The 18,801-nt window shown below is 67.5% G+C and carries 21 protein-coding genes and 1 pseudogene; 13 read left to right on the plus strand and 9 right to left on the minus strand.

All coding sequences use genetic code 11. The features are described from left to right. Positions 1-246: 246 nt before the first annotated feature. The 3 genes from A5692_RS28465 to A5692_RS29185 all read left to right on the plus strand — a co-directional run bounded on the left by A5692_RS28465 (position 247) and on the right by A5692_RS29185 (position 2,608). A complete protein-coding gene (locus A5692_RS28465) occupies positions 247-636 on the plus strand; it encodes a hypothetical protein (protein WP_082962866.1) in 390 nt (129 codons plus the stop codon). A 99-nt stretch (positions 637-735) separates the two neighbouring features. Beyond that, positions 736-2,283, plus strand: coding sequence for a hypothetical protein (locus tag A5692_RS18880; RefSeq protein WP_068058572.1), 1,548 nt, complete (start codon positions 736-738; stop codon positions 2,281-2,283). A gap of 13 nt (positions 2,284-2,296) precedes the next feature. Next, positions 2,297-2,608: a hypothetical protein gene (locus A5692_RS29185; RefSeq protein ID WP_156766159.1), complete on the plus strand. Its 312-nt coding sequence runs from the start codon at positions 2,297-2,299 to the stop codon at positions 2,606-2,608. A gap of 161 nt (positions 2,609-2,769) precedes the next feature. Here A5692_RS29185 and A5692_RS18885 read toward each other — a convergent pair whose 3' ends face one another. The 4 genes from A5692_RS18885 to A5692_RS18900 form a co-directional block, all read right to left on the minus strand. Continuing rightward, on the minus strand, positions 2,770-3,102 hold the full coding sequence (locus A5692_RS18885) for a GNAT family N-acetyltransferase (protein WP_068058574.1): 333 nt from the start codon (positions 3,100-3,102) through the stop codon (positions 2,770-2,772). Then, entirely contained in the window at positions 3,099-4,070 is a 972-nt protein-coding gene (locus A5692_RS18890) for a pirin family protein (protein WP_068058576.1), read from the minus strand. The genes A5692_RS18885 and A5692_RS18890 overlap by 4 nt, the downstream gene beginning before the upstream one ends. Positions 4,071-4,095: 25 nt before the next feature. After that, positions 4,096-5,478 carry an acyl-CoA dehydrogenase family protein gene (locus A5692_RS18895; RefSeq protein ID WP_068058578.1) on the minus strand — a complete coding sequence of 461 codons (1,383 nt, stop codon included), beginning with the start codon at positions 5,476-5,478 and terminating at the stop codon, positions 4,096-4,098. A 91-nt stretch (positions 5,479-5,569) separates the two neighbouring features. Further along, positions 5,570-5,986 (minus strand): WhiB family transcriptional regulator, encoded by a 417-nt coding sequence (locus A5692_RS18900; RefSeq protein WP_068058580.1) that lies wholly within the window; start codon positions 5,984-5,986, stop codon positions 5,570-5,572. A gap of 143 nt (positions 5,987-6,129) precedes the next feature. Between A5692_RS18900 and A5692_RS18905 the strand changes: the two genes are divergently transcribed. The 6 genes from A5692_RS18905 (at position 6,130) to A5692_RS18930 (ending at position 10,297) form a co-directional block, all read left to right on the plus strand. After that, positions 6,130-6,900: a helix-turn-helix domain-containing protein gene (locus A5692_RS18905; protein WP_068058582.1), complete on the plus strand. Its 771-nt coding sequence runs from the start codon at positions 6,130-6,132 to the stop codon at positions 6,898-6,900. Beyond that, a complete protein-coding gene (locus A5692_RS18910) occupies positions 6,897-7,712 on the plus strand; it encodes a C40 family peptidase (protein ID WP_068058584.1) in 816 nt (271 codons plus the stop codon). Before A5692_RS18905 ends, A5692_RS18910 begins: the two co-directional genes overlap by 4 nt. Before the next feature lie 16 nt (positions 7,713-7,728). Continuing rightward, complete coding sequence (locus tag A5692_RS18915) at positions 7,729-8,091, plus strand: DUF4226 domain-containing protein (protein WP_068058586.1); 363 nt, start codon at positions 7,729-7,731, stop codon at positions 8,089-8,091. Between the two features lie 146 nt (positions 8,092-8,237). Further along, on the plus strand, positions 8,238-9,620 hold the full coding sequence (locus A5692_RS18920) for a DUF4226 domain-containing protein (RefSeq protein WP_068058588.1): 1,383 nt from the start codon (positions 8,238-8,240) through the stop codon (positions 9,618-9,620). A gap of 51 nt (positions 9,621-9,671) precedes the next feature. Then, on the plus strand, positions 9,672-9,989 hold the full coding sequence (locus A5692_RS18925) for an ESX-1 secretion-associated protein (protein ID WP_068058590.1): 318 nt from the start codon (positions 9,672-9,674) through the stop codon (positions 9,987-9,989). After that, on the plus strand, positions 9,986-10,297 hold the full coding sequence (locus A5692_RS18930) for a DUF2694 family protein (RefSeq protein WP_068058592.1): 312 nt from the start codon (positions 9,986-9,988) through the stop codon (positions 10,295-10,297). Before A5692_RS18925 ends, A5692_RS18930 begins: the two co-directional genes overlap by 4 nt. Before the next feature lie 16 nt (positions 10,298-10,313). Here A5692_RS18930 and A5692_RS29540 read toward each other — a convergent pair whose 3' ends face one another. Next, positions 10,314-10,457 carry a hypothetical protein gene (locus A5692_RS29540; RefSeq protein WP_197514505.1) on the minus strand — a complete coding sequence of 48 codons (144 nt, stop codon included), beginning with the start codon at positions 10,455-10,457 and terminating at the stop codon, positions 10,314-10,316. Between the two features lie 82 nt (positions 10,458-10,539). Between A5692_RS29540 and A5692_RS18935 the strand changes: the two genes are divergently transcribed. Continuing rightward, positions 10,540-12,567, plus strand: a complete 2,028-nt coding sequence (locus A5692_RS18935) for a DUF5631 domain-containing protein (RefSeq protein ID WP_068058594.1) — start codon at positions 10,540-10,542, stop codon at positions 12,565-12,567. 67 nt (positions 12,568-12,634) lie between these two features. Beyond that, on the plus strand, positions 12,635-12,955 hold the full coding sequence (locus A5692_RS18940) for a DUF2710 family protein (RefSeq protein WP_156766161.1): 321 nt from the start codon (positions 12,635-12,637) through the stop codon (positions 12,953-12,955). Between the two features lie 174 nt (positions 12,956-13,129). Here A5692_RS18940 and A5692_RS18945 read toward each other — a convergent pair whose 3' ends face one another. Together A5692_RS18945 and A5692_RS18950 are read right to left on the minus strand one after the other, a co-directional pair. Next, entirely contained in the window at positions 13,130-13,903 is a 774-nt protein-coding gene (locus A5692_RS18945; RefSeq protein WP_068058609.1) for a TIGR03084 family metal-binding protein, read from the minus strand. After that, positions 13,903-15,222, minus strand: a complete 1,320-nt coding sequence (locus tag A5692_RS18950; protein WP_068058611.1) for an MFS transporter — start codon at positions 15,220-15,222, stop codon at positions 13,903-13,905. The genes A5692_RS18945 and A5692_RS18950 overlap by 1 nt, the downstream gene beginning before the upstream one ends. A gap of 142 nt (positions 15,223-15,364) precedes the next feature. Here A5692_RS18950 and A5692_RS18955 point away from each other — a divergent pair, with 142 nt between their 5' ends. After that, positions 15,365-15,970 (plus strand): YqgE/AlgH family protein, encoded by a 606-nt coding sequence (locus A5692_RS18955; RefSeq protein WP_068058597.1) that lies wholly within the window; start codon positions 15,365-15,367, stop codon positions 15,968-15,970. A 32-nt stretch (positions 15,971-16,002) separates the two neighbouring features. Here A5692_RS18955 and A5692_RS18960 read toward each other — a convergent pair whose 3' ends face one another. Together A5692_RS18960 and A5692_RS18965 are read right to left on the minus strand one after the other, a co-directional pair. Beyond that, positions 16,003-16,344, minus strand: a complete 342-nt coding sequence (locus A5692_RS18960; protein WP_068058599.1) for a hypothetical protein — start codon at positions 16,342-16,344, stop codon at positions 16,003-16,005. Positions 16,345-16,409: 65 nt separating this feature from the next. Next, positions 16,410-17,564 carry an LpqN/LpqT family lipoprotein gene (locus A5692_RS18965; protein WP_068058601.1) on the minus strand — a complete coding sequence of 385 codons (1,155 nt, stop codon included), beginning with the start codon at positions 17,562-17,564 and terminating at the stop codon, positions 16,410-16,412. Positions 17,565-17,968: 404 nt separating this feature from the next. Between A5692_RS18965 and A5692_RS30445 the strand changes: the two are divergent. After that, positions 17,969-18,229: pseudogene (locus A5692_RS30445) on the plus strand (class I tRNA ligase family protein); the annotation flags it as partial. Positions 18,230-18,801: the final 572 nt, after the last annotated feature.

Genomic DNA, 18,801 nt, shown 5'->3' on the forward strand with positions numbered 1-18,801 from the left:
AGGCCGCTAGAGCCAACACGGCGCCGAGCTCTACGTCGCCGACTACGGCGACAACACCGTGTCGATGATCAGCGTCTAGAGGTCCGCCCAACCAACTGAACGCCGATGGTCAATGTCCAGACACCTACAAAGCATGACCCATGACGTGCAGCAGCGCAGTGTTCTTGAGATCGGTAGCGACCCGAACGGTCTGCAATGTTCGTACGACATACCGAGGACGGCAACGGATCACGAAGGAAAGACAATATGAACACCAATCACCCCGTGAACAAGATCATGACGGGAGCACTGCTGTCCGTCGGGGTCGCGGTAGCCGGTCTGGCGCTGGGCGCAGGTACCGCCCGTGCCATCTCGGGCCCACACACGTGGTGCCCAGGGCAGTCCATGGACTGGCCGTCGGGCCCGAATCTGCGCTTCGATCATTACGCCTGGGATATGACTGTCTGTCATACCTGGTACAAGGTCCCCGCCGGGTGGGGCAATGTTCCTCGGACCGAACCGAACGGGCAGAACACGCTGTCACTTTCCGCACTTTGGGACGGCGATAATCCACCGGGTGATAATCCCGGCAACGTCCAATGCGGCCTGATGTTCTGCCCCAACCCAGGGGGCACGCCTCCGGGCTTTCACCCGTAAAACGTCGGCGACGCATCGCATTTCCATGGGTGAACGGCGTGGGGGTGGATCGTACGTACTTGCTGCTTTGGTGGGACTGCGCGAAAGGTTGGGATCGGGATGAGCGTCAACGACAGATCGGCTGCGTCGCGCCAGTTCGTGGCCTCCTCCCCGTCCATTGGCTCCACAATGACCGCGATAGCCGGAAAGCAAACCGCCGTCCTGTACGGCTTGGCGATCGGCGTGGGCTTGGGGGTCGGCGTCGCCTTCGGGGCCCGCGTGGGCTTGGCCGTGGGGATGGCTCTGTTCTTCGTAATCCCCCTGCCCTGGTTGGCCTACTTGTGGTGGCGTTCGCACCGAAAGGTCCTCATTGACGTCACGAGCGATGGCCTGACGGTCAATCAGCGGCCGGGTCGTGTTTTTTCATTCGTTGACGCCAAGATCGGCGCATGGGTGACGACGGGCGTGGCGCTTCACCTGCAATGTGACTCACACCGGTTTGTTCTCGGCGCACGAGATCGTCGCATTGCTCCCGCAACACGGCTCGACGCGCAGCCCGTCCAGACCGTCGACGCCTGGTTGTCGGACTCAGAGTTCGATGAGCTTCTCGCCATAGGCGGGCGCCGCTGTGGAATGGATGTACGCGGGCCTGCACCCGGGGAACCGACTCGGTGCCTACTGTTTCCCAACCCTTATCTGGCCGAACAGATCTCGCCGTATGCCATCCGAAAACAACTACGACTTCAGCGATCACTGTCGCAACCGAGCCTGGTCCTTGACGTGGACAACGATGCGATCCGGGTGATCGACCCAAACGGCAATACGCTCAAGGCCTCGGCTTCGGGTGCGCAGGTGACCGCGACACCAGCAATCTTCCAGCCCGATAGTGTCACCAGCGGCGATGGCAGCACGTATAACTACCCCGCCATCACCGGCATGGTCGTGGGCGTTCCCGGTGTGCAGCCACTGCCTATCGGATGTCTCGTCCAAGTGGGATCGGGATTTCGATTTTCGTGGCGCGGCAATGTGCCGAGCCCGAATGAACGCCCTGCTTATGTGGTCTCCGCCGCGGATTGGCTGACGCTCACTGAGAAATTCGCCTTGACCTGGCATCTGGAAGACAGAGCGGCAACCGCCCACAACCTACCCACCGGCAACCCGACCGCCGATGTCAGAGAACCACTATCAGGACGGGATCACGGTGACACAGCGCGCAGCCGACGTAGGGATCGTCCCCGAATTCTCACGATCCTGGGCTCGTCGGTTCTTTCGCTCGCGCTGATCGCCATCGCGACATTCCTCGTGTGGAATCAGCACTTCGGCGCTCCCGCTCGAATGACAGTCGAGCGCTGTTGGGACCGTGCGACGGCTAGTGACGACCTGCCCTTCAATAATTGTTACGCGCACCCGAGCGACGCGCCGCACGACCGAGGGTCGGTCATCAGTGCCCTGCCTGGCGACGTCGGTCACGACATCGAGGTCCACCGCACCGGCACCTTTGCCATCAAGGACACTTGGTGGGAACCCCTTCTCCTGCTCGGCTTGGGTGGTGCTGCGGGTGTTAGCGCGGTCAGGGCCATCGTGCGCCGCCTACGGCGCGCTCCAAACGTCGAGGGCAGCGAGCTCTTGGGGCGCAATCGGGATACCCGGTCGCAGCACGCGCCTTAAGGCTTGGCCTCGCTTGACCAACCCGGCTGTCTCATTGGAATGCGATGATTGTGAAATCGCCTTCACCTCTGGCGATTTCTCAACCTATCTTCGTCGCGATACCGAGTGGTGGATCGTTGATACGGTCGACGATTGTGGACAACGTCGCAATGACACCGCGAAATCGTCTTCGCTTGAGCTTGCCGAAAAATACCTGATCTGGATCTGGTCCTCGTTGGCACGGGGAGTAATCGGCGCAGCGCCTCTGGGGCCGCAACTCTATTCTTCCGGGTTTAGTCCGGATGTGACTGTAAACCCGCTAACGGAGGGGATCGCGGAACGATGATCACCTGAGTGGAAAAGCGATTTTAATGGAATCGTACGCAACTATTTTTAGTCACCTTATGTCCAATTCGGTTGACGAAATACGACGGATGGTCAGGGAGGGACTAGCGTGACGCGCCCGAAGACGGGCGGTTCATTGGCCAATAGAAGCACTAGCCCTCGCTACGACGTCTGCAGCCACCGCTGAACGTCCGGCGTAACGGCGTCGGTGATGTCGTCGAATTCGGGGTGCTTCTTGAGCACGGTGCCGATCATCGAACACACGGGGACGATGCGTTTGCCTTCGTCCCGCGCTTCGTTGAGCGCCTCCTCGACGAGGATCGTGGCCAGGCCGCGTCCGCCATAGGCCGGGTCGATTTCGGTGTGGTAAAAGACGCGCTGGTCGCCGCGGTCGGCGAAGTCGGCGAGGCCGACCTGCTTGCCTTCCACGGCGATGGTGTAGCGGCCGTCCTCCAGGCTGACGGTCGCTTCGGCACCTGTCTTGTCGGCGGTCATGTGTCTCCCTTTCGTTGCGGTACGGGTCGAGGCCGCAGCCGCGTGGTCGGCAGCGGCGGGGCGGGCAGCCGGGCAAGCGAACCCCGGTAACCGTGGACGGCGCCGAAACGATCGTCGCCGTCCTCCCACAGTTGGCGGTACACCACGATGTCCTCGTGGCTTCGTCCGACGAAGTTCCACCACATCACCAACTCCTCGGTGAACGGTGTCCCACCGAGTAGCAGTACCCGCGCCCGCCCCTCCCCCACGTTCCGCAGGCGCAGCACGGATCGGCCGGGGCCCAGGTAGGCCAGCTCGGCGGCCGCCAGAGCGGCGTCCTCCACCTGGACGAAACCCACATCGCCGAGCACACCATGCTCGAACATCGGGTCGACGCCGACCTCCAGGCGAGCTCCGACGCGGAGATCGATCTGGGCGCCCAGCAGCGGAGTAAAGGCGCGTACCGGGGAACGGGTGCCGGCCAGCTCCCCGAGAAACACACGCACAGCCGCACCGGAAATCGCCACCGGCTCCGGCGCGTAGTGGGCGAAGTCGCGACCGGTGTCGCGAGCCGCTCCCGGGAGCGCCACCCAGAGCTGCACGCCGTGCATGGCGGCCGGCGACTCAACCGACACCTCGGAATGACAGATACCGGCGCCCGCGGTCATCAGGTTCAGCTCGCCGGGCCGCACCACCGCGTGCACGCCCCCACTGTCGTTGTGCTCCACTTCCCCCTCGAACAACCAACTCACCGTCTGTAGTCCGGTGTGCGGATGCGGCGGAACGTCCATGCGCGTCGCCGCCGGGCCGTAGTGGTCGATGAAGCACCACGCCCCGATCAGCGAGCGCTGGCGTTGGGGAAGCGTGCGATGCACGCGCATGGCACGGGGCCCGCCCAACGGAACCTCCCGGGGACGCAGCACTTCGACGCCCGCGCTTGCCGAAGCAGCGCATGCGACTTCGACCGGCGCCGGCTCGAGGTTGCTCATCGCACCCGACGGTACCCAGACGCCGTTACTTGCGTGGCGGCCGGAGCACCTTCATGGCCAGCCGCATGACGGGTTCGGGCACTCGGTCCTGCATCGACAGCGCGGTGTCGGCGGCGCGGGACCGCAGCGGGGTGCCGCGGCCGAAAACCCGGTTCAACGGTCCGCCCGACGGCTCGAGGACAACGTGCAGTGGCGGCGTGCCGACGGTGGCCCCCAGCGCGTTCGCGATCACCATCCGCTGGATTTCGCTGGTGCCTTCAAAGATGGTGTACAGCTTGGCATCCCGGTACCACTTCTCCACCGGGTGATCCGTGATGTAGCCCCAGCCGCCCATGGTTTGAATGGCGCGTTCGGTGGCCTTCACGGCCACCTCGCTGGCGGCCATCTTCGACATCGAACCTTCCCCGCGTTCGAAGGGAACGTTGTTGGCCGCCATCCACGACGCTCGCCATGTCAGGAGTCGAGCGGCGTCGATCTGGGTGGCCAGCTCCGCCAGCGGGAAGGCGATGCCCTGGTTGTCGATGATCGGACCACCGAAGGCCTCACGCTCGGTGGCGTACGCCGTCGCGTACTCCAGCGCGGCGCGCGCAATCCCGATGGCCTGGGCGGCGACCATAGGCCGAGTCTGCTCGAACGTGCCCAATGTCGCCGACCCCGAACGCGTCCCGCCCGCCATGACCTCACGCGCCTTTGCGAGCTTGTGCTCCAGTTTCTCCTGTCCACCAAGCAGATTCGCGCCCGGCACGCGGACGCCTTCGAACAGCAGCTCGGCGGTGTGGGAGGCGCGGCAGCCCAGCTTGTCCAGCTTCCGCAGCAGCTTCAGCCCGGGCGTGCCACCGGGCACCACGAACAGCGCCTGACCGCGGTGACCGAGTTCCTCGTCGACGACGGCGTTGACCACGTGCACGTTGGCGATCCCGCCGTTGCCGATCCACATTTTGTGGCCGTCGATGATCCAGTCGTCACCGTCGCGACGCGCGCGGGTGCGCAGATTGCGTACGTCGCTGCCGCCCTCGGGTTCGGAGATCGCCAGCGCGGCGAGCTTGAGATCGCCTGGGGTGCCGAAGCATTCGGGCGCCCACTCCATCATCTGCTCTACAGACGCGGCCTGTCCGATCGCCGACAGGGCCAACGCGGGCATCACGATCGCCAACCCGATCCCCGCGCAGCCCCAAAACAGCTCCTCCATGAACATCGGCAGCGAGAGGCCGGTCGGATCGCCGATCAGGTCACGGTAGAACAGGGGGCTGTAGAAGCCACGCTGGGCCGCCTCCTCCAACACCGGCCACGGGAACTCCTGGCGTTGGTCGTAGTGGAGCGCCACGGGGCGGATCACTTCTTCGGCGAACTCGTGGGTTCGTCGGGCCAGGTCGTGCTGCGCTGCGGTCGGGGTCAGGTCGAATGTCATGGATCCCGCCTTCGGGTCGGCAGACTCGGTCGTGCCGCCCGTCTACCCCGTCGACCAGGTCAGCAAACTGCGCCCGTCCCGCGATGAAACGTCAGGCGGCCGAGCGCGGACCCACCTGCGCGAGGGGCAGGTGCAGCACCACCGCGGCCACCGGGACGGCCTCGTGTTCGTGGTTGGCGAGCAGGGCCGCGTTCTCCGGCAGCTGACGCGAATTGATCTCGCCGGACGCGATGCGCCGCAGCACCTCGTGGGCCTGCGCGAGCTGTTCCCGCTTGCGGTACTGGCCCCCCGGCAGTTTCACGCCGGCCCACACCCCGTACTCCTCACGATGCGCGATGGCGTGCTGGGCGCACTGGCGTTGCTGCGCCAGCGGGCAGCGACGCAGGCACTGGATCCGCGCCTCGACGGCCGACCGCTCGTACGCACGGGCCTTCGCGGCGCCGTCACCACCGTCGTCGTCGGGGTAGCCGAACCAAAGTTCCGGGTTGGCAGCGCAGGGGTGTCCCATGTCGGTCTCCTTGTCGAGCGTGAAACGTAGGCAAAAGCGTATACAGACATGGCGGCCCCGCGCAAGAGAAACGTGACAAAAACGTATATCCGCAGCGATATGATCCGGCGTGTGTAATATCCGGCCTATGGCCGGAGCGTGCGGTGAGCCGTGAATCGGCCGGCGCGGCGATCCGCGCCCTGCGGGAGTCACGCGACTGGTCATTGGCCGACCTGGCCGCCGCCACCGGCGTCAGCATCATGGGTTTGAGCTTCCTGGAGCGAGGCGCCCGCAAGCCCCACAAAAGCACAGTTCAAAAGGTTGAGAATGGGCTCGGCCTCCCACCCGGCACCTATTCGCGGCTGTTGGTGGCCGCCGATCCGGATGCGGAACTAGCCCGGCTGATGGCCGCGCAACCGCCCGCCGCCGTGCCCGCACGGCGCACCGGGCCGGTGGTCGTGGACCGGCACAGCGACACGGAAGTGCTGGAAGGCTATGCCGAAGCTCAGCTCGAAGCCCTCAAATCCGTCATCGATCGCTTGCCTGCGACAACATCAAACGAATATGAGACGTATATTCTGTCTGTGATCGCTCAGTGCGTGAAGGCGGAACTACTCGCCGCCGGTTCCTGGCGGGTCGCGGTGAACGCCGGCGCGGACTCCACCGACCGCCTGATGGAGCATCTCCGAGCCCTCGAGGCGACTCGAACCGCGCTGCTCAAGCGGATGCCGACCAGCTTGAGCGCGCGCTTCGACCGGGCATGCGCCCGATCGTCCTTGCCGGAGACGATCATCGCCGCGCTGGTCGGCGTCGATGTTGGGGAAATGTGGGACATCCGCAACCGGGGTGTTATTCCACCCGGAGCGCTCCCCCGCGTCCGTGCGTTCACAGCCGCCGTCGAATCCGAAGCCCTGCAAGGCGAGGAGGCGCAGTGACCCACAGCGAAATCGAGGTGCTGAGCCGCGCTCATGACCTGTTCGCCGGCGGCACAGTGCCCCCATCACTGGATGCGGGCACGGGACACCATCGCACCCTGTTGCGCGCGGCCGGCGGGTTGAACGACGCAATGGCGCACGGGGGTTACCGGCTCGCCGTGGACCACGGCCGGCAACGGCTCGCAACGGCCGCCGCCACGGATACCGCCGCAGCGGGCGTCATCGCCGGTGCTCTCCGCGATCGGGCCGAGGCCCGTGATCTGACCCGAAGCGTCCTCGACGAAGCCCGAGCCGACGCCGCCGTCGTCCCGGTGACGCCGATGGCCCAGCGCGAGGCGATGCGCCGCCGCGCGGCGCGACTGCGGACCCAACGCGTCCACGTCCTGTCGGCCCGCCTCCGGGCGCGACGACGCGTCGGGGAACTGCGTGCGCTGCGCTACCAACTCCTGCGCCACCGCGCCGCGGGGGGATCGGCCGGGCGCGCCGCAATCGCGGTGCGCGCCGCACTGTCGCGCCTTGGCCGACCCTACGTCTGGGGCGCGACCGGCCCCGACCGGTTCGATTGTTCGGGGCTGGTGCAGTGGAGCTACGCGCAAGCGGGAATTCACCTGGGGCGCACCACCTATCAGCAGATCAACGACGGGATCCCCGTGCCCCGCTCGCACGTCCGCGCCGGTGATCTCGTCTTTCCGCACGCCGGACACGTCCAGCTGGCCATCGGCAATAACCTGGTGGTCGAAGCGCCCTACTCGGGAGCCTCGGTCCGGATCAGCCGGCTGGGCGCCAACGTCGCAATTCGCCGACCGCTATGACGAACAGGGTGAGCCGATGACGGAACAAGCCGGACCCTCGGTAGCCGCCATGCAGGCGCGGCAATCGGACCTGGCCGGCCAGCACGGTACGGCAGCCGATGCCGACCGCGTGCTGGCCGACGTGCTGGCCAGCGCCCACGCCGCCACCCGCGAAGGCGCCAGGCGACTCGATGCGATCGCCGAGCAGATCGACCATGCCACCACGCATCAAGCCAACCTTGCCCTGGACACGCCCATGGGCGCGCGTGAGTTTCAGCGGTTTCTGCTCGCCAAGCAGCGCGAGATCACTGCGGTCGTCGAGGAGGCGCGCGAACTCGGTCGAGCGAAAAAGGCTGTACTGGAAGGTCTTCGGGACCGGTACAGCTCGGACAACGGCTAGCAAGGCAAACGTCGCCGTGTCATCCACAATCGCTTGGCGCAGTGAATTGTCGACCGGAAAGGGTCTGGGTACTGTCGCCGGGCATGGAGGGGCCGCGACACCTGCCGCAAAGACAAGCGGTGACCACAGCGCTGGTCGTCTAGCTGATGTCGGCGTACGAGGAGCTGCTTGCCGCGGTGAAATATGCCCGAGACCGCACCGGTGACCCCAACGCGTGGCAGGCGGGCCTGTCGCGCAGTGAGCTGGCCGCCGTGATCACCCCAACGGCGCGTCCCGAGCGGCTGCAGGCGATCGTTGACAAGATCCGCCAGCAGCATGCGGCCGCACCGCAGGGAGAGCGGGGCGAGGCGGCGGAAGCCATCTCGCGGGCCGAAGCCGCACTGTCGCAGCAGAATTCGGCGAGCTCGCAGCTGGACATGCAGGTGATTACGGCGATCTTGAACGCCCACCTCAACACCGTCGAGGGTGGCCAGGCATTGACGAAGTTGCAGCAGGACACCGAAGCGGCGGTGCGAACGCGGTCGGATTTGGACACTCCGGCCGGGGCGCGCGATTTTCAGCGCTTTCTGATCGGCAAACTCCGTGACATTCGCGCGGTGGTCCTCGACGCGAGCCTCGACGACACGTCGAAATCGGCACTGATGGCGGCGTGGACGTCGCTGTACGACGCGTCCAAGAGTCAATCGAACACGTCCGACGAACGCCCGTCGGCCCGGGTGTCGTCCGACGCCGACGCGGCTACCGCGCCATCCACGGGCGACTCCGACTGGGATCCGCTGCTGGATTCATTCTTGACCGACGACCCGGGCCTGCCAACCGATGATTCGTCGGGAACGGTTGTGCCGGAGGGCGCGACCGCTCCTGTGGCGCCCTTGGCTCCCGTGTCGCCGACAATGCCCGGCCTTTCGCCGGGACTGCCGAGCCTCGGTGCGCCGCCGAGTGGGTTTTCGCTTCCCGGACTGCAGGGTGACGACAGAACGGATCCCGCCCTGCGGGGCCTCGACGACGAAGGACTGCTGGACCCGACCGACCACGACGATGCGAAGACGGACCCATCGTCGGACGAACCGGGTGACCAAGATGGCGACGCCGCCCAGGACGCGTCGGCGGTGGAAGATGAATCGACTCCGGCCGGTCCCACCACGGTGACCTTGCCCGACGGTGAGACGGTGACGGCGGCCAGCCCTCAGCTGGCGGCGGCGATCAAGGCCGCGGTCGGTGGAGTGGCGATACCAGATGCCTTCCAACAGCAGGGAATAACGATTCCACCGCCCGGCACCGCGGTCGCCGAACCAGTCGACGTGTCGCACGTGACTCCGGCCGACATCGGAATGTTCGTCGACCGACACGCCCTTGCCCTCGGCCCGGGCAAGGCCCTTCTCGATGGCCAAATCCAAGACATCGCCACCGTGAGCGGGCCAAGCTTCCTAGGCTGGGAGCATCCACCGGCGGCGGCCGCGGCCGTGACCGCACCGGCGAAGCCCGACGCACCGGCACCCACCCGGCCGGCGAGTTGGCCGACCACCTGACAATAGTGATCCCGCCGGTCTGGCCGGCGGACGGGGAACAGGAGATAGCGGATGGCAGATTCGATCCATGTGGTGCCCGCGCACTTGCGTCAAGCCGCTGCGCGGCACCAGGAGACCTCCGAGTATTTGCGTACGGTGCCGTCCTCGCACGAGGCGATCCAGGAAAGCCTGGACTCGTTGGGCCCCATCTTCGGTGAACTGCGTGACGCCGGACGCGAACTGCTCGAGCTCAGACGCCAGTGCTATGAGCAACAAGCCGCCGACCACGCCGATTTGGCGGACAAACTGGCGGCCTCGGCAACGATGTGGGAACAGCACGAGCAGGATGCGGCGCGCAACCTCGGCGGCATTGCTGACCGCGGTCGATGACGGACGCGAACCCCGCTTTTGACACCGTTCACCCGAGTGGGCACATCCTCGTCCGCTCTTGCCGCGGCGGGTACATGCACAGCGTCGCCCTGAGCGAAGAGGCGATGGAGACCGACGCTGACACACTGGCACGAGGCATTTTGCTGACCGCAGACGTGTCTTGGCTGAAGGCGTTGCTGGAAATTCGGGAGGAAATCCTGGCGGCCGGACACACTCCCTCCGCCGAGGTGCCGACCCCGCGGGACCTCGATGCGGCGATCGAGAAGCTACTAGCGCACAAGCTGCGCCGCCGCGGCGGCTCGACCTAACCCGGCTTCCGCCCGCCTAAAGCACCCAGGTCTTGGCCGCCTCGGGATCGGGAACGATATCCGTGGGTGGCTCTACGGGATTGGGGCCGAACAACTCTCGTGCGCGAGCGAGCAGGGCACGCACTTCGTCGAGTTGCTGCTGCAGGGCAGATTCAGCCATATCTGCACGCTACCCAGGCTGTGACAGCTGCACAATTCACCGACCGAATAGGCGATTCATCAGCTCCCGGTACGCTTAGCCGGTGGCGATCTTCGGTCGGATGACGGCGCGTCAGCGCCTCCGGAGAGCTACCCGGGAATCACTGTCGATACCGGCCTTCAGCCCTCCCATCGATTGCACCCCGTGGGTGATCGGTGGGCTTTGGCCTGCCGAGCTTTCCACGATCACCGGCGAAAACGCCGCGCTTGCAGACTATCTGAGGGCCGACCTACGGCGAATCGCCGACAGCGCCAACGAGCAGCTGAAGATCGTCAAGCGTGCGGGTTTGGCCGAGTTGCCCCGCCAGGCGGAGGAGACCCGGGTCATCGATGAAGCGCGTGCCCGCGCCGTGCGGCGCGTCGAATCGACGATTCGCCAGCTGCGCGCGTCGAACGCCGGGGTGACCGTCGGGCATCCCCGCCCGCACTTCGCCGAACCACCGTCACCGGGCATGGACCAGACCCAAGTCATTCCTTCGGTGACGGACGCGGAACCTTCCAATGCGCCCACCAGGACTGTGCGTAAGCCGCGCTGGCGTATCGCCGACAAGCCGGCTCCGGTCGTGCCGCAAGGCGGTGGTGATGATGCCGAACCGCCTCCGGATGAACCGACTACCCAGGAGGAGACCCAGGTCATACCACCTGTCGTTGATGCGGAGCCCGCCGCCGACGGCCGCCACCACGTGGAGGCTCAGGAGCCGGCGCCGGTCCCGGACGAGACGCGGCCCGCCCAGGAGCATGCGCCCGACGCAGCGGTGGCTGCTCTTGAGGAGACGCAGGTCATGCCGGCCATCAGCGCGGCCGTGCCCGCGATTGACGAGCCGGCCGGCAGCGCGGAGCCGGCAATGGATCAGGCCGCACCGGGGTGGGCTGCAGAACCGGTGGACGACACCACGGTGGGCTTGACGGAGGAGACGCAGGTCATGCCGGCGATCGCCGAGGCCGTGCCCGTCATGGATGAGCCGGCCGGGAGCGCGGAGCCCGTCGCCGACGGTCGCCACCACATGGAGGCGCAAGAGCCGGCAATGGATCAGGCCGCACCCGGGTGGGCTGCAGAACCGGTGGACGACACCGCGGTGGGCTTGACGGAGAAGACGCAGGTCATGCCGGCGATCGCCGGGGACGTGCCCGTCATGGATGAGCCGGCCGGGAGCGCGGAGCCCGTCGGCAACGGTCGCCACCACGTGGAGGCGCCGGAGGCGGCGCCGGTCCCCGACGAGTCGCGGCGGGCCCAGCAACCGCCGCCCGCCGACGACGCGGAAGTGGCTTCCCTCGATGAGACGCAGATCATCCCCGCGATCACCGAGGCCCTGCCCGTCGCCGACGAGCCGGCGGACAGCGGTCGTCACCATGCGGTCGTCGGCGAGCCCGTCGCGAGCCGGGATGAGCCTCAGCCACGCCCGGAGCCGCCGCACCCGGCGTCCGAAAAGAGCATGGCGGCAACGGGGTTCGATGTCGAGCGACTGAACAGGCTCCTCGAGTTTGTGGTCCGCCAGGAGCCGCGATTGAACTGGGCGGTCGGTGATCGTGCCGACGGTACGACGGTGTTGGTCACCGACCTCGCCCACGGATGGATACCGGCCGGCATCACCCTCCCGGCCGGCGTGCGGTTGTTGGAACCGGAGCAGCGCAGCGGCAGGGTCACTGCGTTGATCGGGGACGCTGTGCGCGTCGTGACCTACGCGCCCGGTGATTCGCTGCGCCGCTCGGTCGACTTCGCCGCGACCAAATCTTCGTTGGAACCGCGCGAGCTGCCGGCCATCGAGGACCTGGGCAATGTGCTGAGCGCGACCACGCGCCGCTTCGACGGACTCCCCCGGATCGTGCAGAGGCTGGCCGACGCGGCCGCAGCGGATGCCGTGATCATCGACCAGGAGGTCGACGTGCTGCGGGTGCACCTCGATACGGCGCGCTACCAGCTTCTGGTCCAGTACCCGGCCGTGAATCCGGCACTTCTGCTCAAGTGTCTGTTGATGGCCGCCACTGAAGGCATTGCGAGCGGAGACCCGGTGTCGGCGAACTATCACCTCGCCTGGTATCAGAAACTCGCCAGTCCGCCGCCCGGGACATAGGCCACGAGTGGTTGCGCGCAACCGCGATTTTTGAATTGACGCTGGTGGGAGGGGTCGACATACTGTGATCGTGTCGGGTTCGGGCAGGCGCGCGAATCTCAGCGATAAGGATCTCGTCGAATCAGTTCTTCGCGAACTGAGCGAGGCCGCCGACAAATGGGAAGCCCTCGTGGCCCAGGCCGAGGCCGTCACCTACAGCGTCGACCTCGGCGACATCTATGCCGTGGCGAACTCCGACGGACGGTTACTCAAGCTGACCCTGCACCCGAGCGTGATGACCGGATATGCCCACGGCGAGCTCGCCGAGAGGCTAAATCTGGCGATCTCGGCGCTGCGCGAAGAGGCCGAGGCCGAGAACCGGGCAAGTTACGGCGGCCCGCTCCACTAACTGCGCGCGCGCTCATCGACCGGCGCCGGGTTGGATGGGCGCCGGCTCTCTTCGCGCGCGCGCGCGCTCATCGACCGGCGCCGGGTTGGATGGGCGCCGGCTCTCTTCGCGCGCGCGCGCGCTCATCGACCGGCGCTTGGGTTGGATGGGCGCCGGCTCTCTTCGCGCGCGCGCTCATCGACCGGCGCCGGGCGGCCCCGCGAAGGCTTGCGCAATCTCCAGCCAGCGCCGGGCGTCGGTCCCGTGCGCCGTGATGTCCAGGGCGCTGAGCGGGCGGCGCTGCGTGACCAGAAAGCAGAAGTCTTCGGCCGAACCGGTGACCCGCTGCGCCGCGTCGGGAGGTCCCCAGCTCCAGGTGTCGCCGCCGGGTGCGCGGAGCTCGACCAGAAACGGCTCGGCCGGAGCGGGCAGATTGTTGACGAAAAAGGCGTAGTCGCGGGTGCGCACCCCCAGGTGGGCGATCGACCGCAGCCGGTCGGTCGCCACCCGCTTGACGCCCAGCGCGTCTGCCACGTCCAGCCCGTGGGCCCAGGTCTCCATCAACCGCGCGGTCGCCATCGACGCCGCACTCATCGGCGGCCCGAACCAGGGAAGCTTGCGGCCGGCGGGAACGTTCAGCAGCTCGTCGTGCAGCCGGCCACGGGTGGCCCGCCAATCGGCGAGCAATTCGGCGGGCGCCAGAGTCGCCAACTCCGCGGCGCCCGCGTCGACGAAGCCCGTGGGATCGGCCGCGGCGGCCTTGAGCTGTTCGGCGAACCCCGCCTCGTCGGTGACCGAGGTCAGCGCGACCCGGTCGGTCCACAACAGGTGGCCGATCTGATGCGCGATGGTCCAGCCCGGCGCGGGCGTCGGATCGGCCCAGCGTTCGGCCGGCAGCGGCGCCACCAGGGCGTCAAGCTCATCGCTTTCCGCACGTAGATCGGCCACGATCAGTTCGGGACCCGCCATCATTGCCTCCGCTCGTCCATCGCCCCCGCCGGGTAGCGATTATTCGCCTGCTCGCCGCGCCGGCCCAGGAAGCTGTGCATGGCGAGACCGGCCAGGTACAGACCCGAGCCGAACAGTGCGAATGCCGGTGCATGCCCGTCGGCGGGAATCAATGCCGCGGCCACCGTGATCGAGACGATGAACGAGACCCAGAACAGCGCGTCCTGTACGGCGAACACGTGCCCGCGAAGGGCGTCATCGACGTCCATCTGCATCGCCGAGTCGGCGCACAGTTTGACCATCTGTCCGGTCACACCCAGGAAGAAGCCGCACGCCACCATGATCGGCAGCAGTAGCCCCGCGCCGGCGACCTCGACGATCGCCGACATCGCCAACGCGCCGTTCACCGTCGTGTAGCGCCCCCAGCGACGGACCGCGGGCGGAGTGAGCACGTTGGCCAGGAACGCGCCCAGGCCGGCGGCGCCGAAGAACAGCAGCGCGGTACCCAATCCCCCGGCTTGCGGATCGGTCATGTGGTGGACCAGCAACAGCACCAGCAAGGAATTGATGCCGATCACCATGCGGTGGGCGGCCAGGCCGGACAAGGTGGCGGAGACCGTCGGCCGTTGGGCGACCGTGCGCGCGCCGTGCAGCCAACCGGTGACCACGGCGTAGACAACCGGCCCATGGATCGCCCGCTTGGTGTCGTCCGGGCCCAGGACGCGGGCGCCGAACCGCCACGACAGCAGCAAGGCGGTCAACACGGGAATCGCGGTGAGGAAGATGATCGCCGAGGCGCCCTTGTCGCCGGCGCCGAACACGAACCGGGGAACGAGCATGAAGTTGGCGCCGATGAAGGCGGCGATGGCCCCGGCCGCGTTGGCCGCGGCGTTCATGGTCACCACCTGTTCGCGCGGCACGACATGCGGAAGCGACGCCGACAACCCGGATGCGACGAACCGCGCCAGGCCGTTGGCGAACAGCGCGCCCAACAACAGCGGCAGGTCGCCGGCCCGCACGGCCAGGATGGTCCCGATGGCGGCGATCAGGATGAGGCGGCCGGCGTTGGCGCCGACGAGCACGAGCCGCCGGTCCCAGCGGTCCATGAGCGCTCCCGCGAACGGTCCCAGCAGCGAGTAAGGCAGGAACAAGACGGTGAACGCCCGCGCGATCGCCATCGGATCGGCGGCCCGGTCCGGATTGAACAGCAGCGCTCCCGCCAGCCCCGCCTGAAACAGCCCGTCACCGAATTGACTCGCCATGCGCACCTGCAGCAGCCGCCAGAAGTCTGGCAAACTGCGCACCGACCGCCACATTTCGGCGGGTGCGCTTGAGTGCATCCGGGATTGGATCACAAAACCGACTTCCACGAGGGGGGCTAGCAAGCTCGCCACGATCCGAGCCGCCTTACCAACAGTACAAATCTTCACGGCCCGCGCTTGATTCGCCCGGGCGGCAAGCACCGGATGCGATGATGGTGGGGTGCCGCCGCCCGAGGATCCAGAGGACTATGTCGCGCCGGCCGCGCAGCGAGTGCGCGCGGGTACCTTGCTGCTGGCCAACACCGATCTCTTCGAACCGACGTTCCGGCGCAGCGTCATCTACATCGTCGAGCACAACGACGGCGGGACGTTGGGGGTGGTGCTCAACCGCGCCAGCGAGACCGCGGTGTACAACGTGCTGCCGCAGTGGACCAAATTGGCCGCCAAGCCGAAGACGATGTTCATCGGCGGACCGGTGAAGCGTGACGCGGCCCTGTGCCTGGCGACGTTGCGAGTCGGCGCCGATCCGGCGGGTGTTGCGGGCCTGCGGCACGTGGCCGGGCGGGTGGTGATGGTCGATCTGGACGCCGATCCCGACACGATCGCGCCCCTGGTCGAGGGTGTGCGGATCTTCGCGGGCTACTCCGGTTGGACCATCGGCCAGCTCGAAGGCGAAATCGAACGCGACGACTGGATCGTCTTGTCCGCGTTGCCATCTGATGTTTTGACGGGGGCTCGGTCAGACCTGTGGGGGCAGGTGCTGCGTCGCCAGCCGCTGCCTCTGTCGCTGCTGGCGACCCATCCGATCGACCTCAGCCGCAACTAGCCCCACCCCCCGCGTCGGGGGTCCGGCGGAGCTCAGTGGCAGGACTGTGTGCAGCCGGCGCAGGTCCCCGCGCAGGCGGGTGCGGCCGCCTCTTGCCGCAGCGCGAAGCGCGCGCTCTGCCAGGATCCGGCGGCGACCGTCCCGACGGCGCCGGCGACGCAGACGATCAGCACCACCAGCGCGGTGTGCGGGGACGCGGCCAGCGCCACAACGCCGCCGGCGGCCAGCATGATCGCCGCGGCCAGCTGCGCCGGTGCCATGGACCGCAGCGCCAGCGCGGTGGGGTCGACATTCTGGGGGTGCGCCAGCGACCACGTTCCGAACCCGGCGGCGGCCACCGCCGCACACATGCACAGCACGCCCGCAATCAGCATGGGCTCACAATACGAGCCCGGCCGCCGGCCCGCTCAGCGGGCTCCGGCGGTGTCGGGGCGAGGGCCTAGTGCTGCAGGAATGAGAAGTTGGGCAGCGGGGGCAGGCCGGGAACCAGGGCCAGCAGGTTCGGCGTCGGCTGCCGGCTCGGGACCGGCGCCTGCACCGGGACGCGCGCCGGGGCGGTGGCCGAGGTCTGCGTCAGCGGAGCCACCGCCGGCGCCTGCCCGACCGGGGCGGCCGCGGGTGTCTGCCCGACCGGGGCCGTGGCGGGTGTCTGGCCGACGGCGGCGGTGGCGGGTGTCTGCCCGGCGGGGGCCGTGGCCGCCGTCTGCCCGGGAAGCCCGACCGGCGAGGCGGCGGGTGTCTGGGCCGGCGGGGCGACGGGGGCCCCGGGAACGGTCACGCGAAAGCCGTTGACGATGGCGTCCGTGGCCGGTGCGTCGGCGACGGCGACGGCACGATCAGTGGTCACGGCGAGCGACACCAGGTACTTGTCCGGTCCCGAGGTGGCGATGACGTGGCGCCGCGAGGTGTTCAGCGTCATGTCGCCGTCACGGTAGGTGCCTTCGACGATCGACGACGGGAAGCCGCCGAAATCGGCCATCGAGGCATTCGTGGGCTGCCAGGCGAGGAGCTTCTGGCTGTCGACGTAGCCGTGGGAGATGGCCTCTCTGGGGTCGAAGTTGCCGACCAGCCTGTAGACCACCACCTGCGCATTTGAGCTATAGATACTGCTGCCCTGCCGGTCGGCGATCACCGCGAAGGCGTCCGGCACGTTGGGATCGGGCACCTGGGTCCAGCGGGCCGGCACCGGCAAAGTGATGTCGAGTGCCTTGAGTCCCTGCGGCTTCTGCGCCTCGAGCTTGACCCCTTTGGACTCCAGGTATTCGCGGATGGTCCCGGAGGTGGCGGGAGTGACCGCGGGGGCGACCGGCGCGGCGGGTGTGACCGCGGAAGGCGCGGGAGCGCCCGGGGCCGCGGGCGACGCGACGGGATTCGACGCCGGCGGCGCCGCGAGTAACCGGTTGGTCGGCGCCTGCGCGGGCACGGCGGTGACGTTCTGCGGCGCCGGCGCCGGCGCCGGGATCGCGGGAACGGGTGCCGGGGCGGGAATCAGAGGATCTGCCGATGCGTGTGCGCTGGTGAGAACCGCCATGCCGATCAGGCCGGCGACCATACCCCCGAGGAGCGCACGGTGGGCGGGGACGATCTCGATCATCTGCGTCGGTCCTTCCAATGGCGCACTGCCAGCAGTTAGAGGCCGACTGTAACTACAGGTCAAAGGCGGTGGATAGGCCCGAGACAGAGCTGGGATGAACCTCTGATCCGTGCGCAACGGAACCGAGATCATCCTGTGGCCGGGCGGTCGGGCCGCGGCCATCCTTATACCCTGTTCAGGTGACCGACTCCCCGACCACCGCCGCCGCGGGCAACTCCGGTGCCGTTCAGACGGACTCCGATGCACCGACGTATCGCTACACCGCGGCGCTGGCGGGCCGGATCGAATGCACTTGGCAGGAGAACTGGGCCAGGCTCGGCACGTTCAACGTGCCCAACCCGGTCGGTTCGTTGGCCCCCCCGGACGGCACCCCGGTCCCCACTGACAAATTGTTCGTGCAGGACATGTTTCCCTATCCCTCGGGCGAGGGACTGCACGTCGGCCACCCCCTGGGCTACATCGCCACCGACGTCTACGCCCGCTACTTCCGGATGACGGGACATAACGTCCTGCACGCGTTGGGTTTCGACGCCTTCGGGCTGCCCGCCGAGCAGTACGCCGTGCAGACCGGCACCCATCCGCGCACGCGGACCGAGGCTAACGTGGTCAACTTCCGGCGTCAGCTGGGCCGGCTGGGCCTGGGTCACGACAGCCGGCGCAGCTTTTCGACCACCGACGTCGAGTTCTACAAGTGGACGCAGTGGATCTTCCTGCAGATCTACAACGCCTGGTTCGACACCGCGGCCGGCAAGGCCCGCCCGATCGCCGAGCTGATCGCCGAATTCGAGTCCGGCACAAGGCATCTCGAGGACGGACGGGACTGGGCCACGCTGTCGGTGGGGGAGCGGGCCGACCTGATCGACGGCTACCGACTGGTCTACCGCGCCGACTCGATGGTGAATTGGTGTCCCGGGCTCGGCACGGTGCTGGCCAACGAAGAGGTCACCGCAGACGGCCGCAGCGACCGCGGCAACTTCCCGGTCTTCCGGAAGCGGTTGCGGCAGTGGATGATGCGCATCACCGCCTACGCCGACCGGCTGCTCGACGACCTGGATGTGCTGGACTGGCCGGAACCCGTCAAGACCATGCAGCGCAATTGGATCGGCCGCTCCACCGGCACCCGGGCGCTGTTCTCGGCGCACGACACCGGCGGCGAGACGGTCGACGAGGTCGTGCTCGGGAGCCAGCACCAAATAGGTGGCGCCGAACATGGTGTCGGGCCGGGTGGTGAACACCT

It is taken from the genome of Mycobacterium sp. E342 (assembly GCF_001667665.1).
GTDB lineage: Bacteria > Actinomycetota > Actinomycetes > Mycobacteriales > Mycobacteriaceae > Mycobacterium.

Bases quoted from the DNA above. Each gene is read 5' to 3' on its own strand.
- A5692_RS28465 (WP_082962866.1), top strand. From the start codon at position 247: ATGAACACCAATCACCCCGTGAACAAGATCATGACGGGAGCACTGCTG.
- A5692_RS18880 (WP_068058572.1), top strand. From the start codon at position 736: ATGAGCGTCAACGACAGATCGGCTGCGTCGCGCCAGTTCGTGGCCTCC.
- A5692_RS18885 (WP_068058574.1), bottom strand. From the start codon at position 3,102: ATGACCGCCGACAAGACAGGTGCCGAAGCGACCGTCAGCCTGGAGGAC.
- A5692_RS18890 (WP_068058576.1), bottom strand. From the start codon at position 4,070: ATGAGCAACCTCGAGCCGGCGCCGGTCGAAGTCGCATGCGCTGCTTCG.
- A5692_RS18895 (WP_068058578.1), bottom strand. From the start codon at position 5,478: ATGACATTCGACCTGACCCCGACCGCAGCGCAGCACGACCTGGCCCGA.
- A5692_RS18900 (WP_068058580.1), bottom strand. From the start codon at position 5,986: ATGGGACACCCCTGCGCTGCCAACCCGGAACTTTGGTTCGGCTACCCC.
- A5692_RS18915 (WP_068058586.1), top strand. From the start codon at position 7,729: ATGACGGAACAAGCCGGACCCTCGGTAGCCGCCATGCAGGCGCGGCAA.
- A5692_RS18920 (WP_068058588.1), top strand. From the start codon at position 8,238: ATGTCGGCGTACGAGGAGCTGCTTGCCGCGGTGAAATATGCCCGAGAC.
- A5692_RS18925 (WP_068058590.1), top strand. From the start codon at position 9,672: ATGGCAGATTCGATCCATGTGGTGCCCGCGCACTTGCGTCAAGCCGCT.
- A5692_RS18930 (WP_068058592.1), top strand. From the start codon at position 9,986: ATGACGGACGCGAACCCCGCTTTTGACACCGTTCACCCGAGTGGGCAC.
- A5692_RS29540 (WP_197514505.1), bottom strand. From the start codon at position 10,457: ATGGCTGAATCTGCCCTGCAGCAGCAACTCGACGAAGTGCGTGCCCTG.
- A5692_RS18945 (WP_068058609.1), bottom strand. From the start codon at position 13,903: ATGGCGGGTCCCGAACTGATCGTGGCCGATCTACGTGCGGAAAGCGAT.
- A5692_RS18950 (WP_068058611.1), bottom strand. From the start codon at position 15,222: ATGCACTCAAGCGCACCCGCCGAAATGTGGCGGTCGGTGCGCAGTTTG.
- A5692_RS18960 (WP_068058599.1), bottom strand. From the start codon at position 16,344: ATGCTGATTGCGGGCGTGCTGTGCATGTGTGCGGCGGTGGCCGCCGCC.
- A5692_RS18965 (WP_068058601.1), bottom strand. From the start codon at position 17,564: ATGATCGAGATCGTCCCCGCCCACCGTGCGCTCCTCGGGGGTATGGTC.